Annotated in this window: 2 protein-coding genes and 1 other RNA gene; all 3 read left to right on the top strand. The window is 41.9% G+C overall.

The genetic code is table 11. From position 1 onward, the window contains the following. The first annotated feature begins 99 nt into the window (after positions 1 to 99). A complete protein-coding gene (locus tag FCV43_RS19550; protein ID WP_017052834.1) occupies positions 100 to 288 on the top strand; it encodes a hypothetical protein in 189 nt (62 codons plus the stop codon). An 89-nt stretch (positions 289 to 377) separates the two neighbouring features. Further along, complete coding sequence (locus FCV43_RS19545; RefSeq protein WP_017052835.1) at positions 378 to 887, top strand: ClbS/DfsB family four-helix bundle protein; 510 nt, start codon at positions 378 to 380, stop codon at positions 885 to 887. Positions 888 to 1,051: 164 nt separating this feature from the next. Beyond that, positions 1,052 to 1,112: hammerhead ribozyme type II (locus FCV43_RS19535), an RNA gene on the top strand. The last annotated feature ends 136 nt before the right edge of the window (positions 1,113 to 1,248 follow it).

The raw sequence follows: 1,248 nt of genomic DNA, 5'->3' as shown, positions 1-1,248 counted from the left end.
TGTGTTTACGGTGTAATGGGTTAGCTTGGGTGTCATAGCGTTGTCGCACCTTAATTGGGCGTTATGTGTTCCAGTCCAGCGAAGGGAAGGCTGAATCAAATGAGTGATGACTTAGAAAAGGAAGCAAAATCAATTTTGAAGCTTCTTGATGGGAAGTGTATTGATAACGTATTCAGGCCGAGAGCCAGCGAATTATGCATTGAGTGTTCTGATGGCACTCGTTTTTTTGTTAATACGAAAGACGGTGGTGAATTAGACTTTTCAGTCACTGGTGGCGCAAGTGCATAACTCAGTAGCCACGTTCAAACACATAACAAGAAAAGCCAGCCGACGCGTACCACGCAGCTGCTTTAAGCGTTATGTGACTGGAGGTCAAAATGTCTTCTGTACCAAAAAATAAGGATGAATTGGAGTTAGCTATAAACTCAATATTTCCGAAACTCATGGCTGACTATCGTTCAATTCCGGAAAGCAAAGTTCGCAAATCTGGAGTAGAGGGAAACGTCAAAGGTACAGTCATTAGTGTTGGTGATACAGTGGCTTACTTGATTGGTTGGGGGAAACTGGTTCTTAAATGGCATCACCTAAGATCTCAACACCAACACGTAGATTTCCCGGAAACTGGTTATAAATGGAACCAATTAGGCTCACTCGCTGAAAGCTTCTACGAAGAGTATCGTGAGTGGAAATACAATGATTTACTCATTGAACTTGAGTCTACGGTTAACGAGATACTTTTACTCATTTCAAGCTTAAGTAACCATGATTTGTATGGTGTTGCGTGGTATGAACAATGGACTTTGGGGCGTATGATTCAGTTTAATACGTCATCACCTATGAAAAATGTGCGTACAAAAGTTCGGCGTTTCAATCGAGAATTCACATAACAAACGCTTCAAGAGGGACAGCCAACGCGCGGCATTTTTACTATGCGTTGGTTTTTCTGGTTACGGTGTTATGCGGAAAGTTAGTAGTGGCGTTGGCTGCCCCTTAAGCGGGCGTTATATTTCTTTTTAGTTCAGTGGGTTATAATGGTCAATCTGTAATCGAAAGCCGAAACGTGAAAACGTCTCTCAGTGGTGGTCTCCTGAGACTGATGATGGCAACCTCGATTTACTTTACGTCAAATCCACCAGTTTTTGTGGTGCAGTTTCTTTTAGCGGAAATTGTGGGGTATCTAACTAGTCAGACTAAGGAGGGAGAGCTTATGGGTATGAAAATGTTTCGCAAAATGAGTAATAATTTTAA

This window comes from Vibrio genomosp. F6, from assembly GCF_005146325.1.
In the GTDB taxonomy this organism is placed as follows: Bacteria; Pseudomonadota; Gammaproteobacteria; order Enterobacterales; family Vibrionaceae; genus Vibrio; species Vibrio cortegadensis.
Note: the sequence above shows the minus strand (reverse complement) of the source record. Positions and strands in the feature narration are given on the sequence as shown.

Coding starts and splice junctions, on each gene's coding strand:
- FCV43_RS19550 (WP_017052834.1), top strand. CDS start 100: ATGAGTGATGACTTAGAAAAGGAAGCAAAATCAATTTTGAAGCTTCTT.
- FCV43_RS19545 (WP_017052835.1), top strand. CDS start 378: ATGTCTTCTGTACCAAAAAATAAGGATGAATTGGAGTTAGCTATAAAC.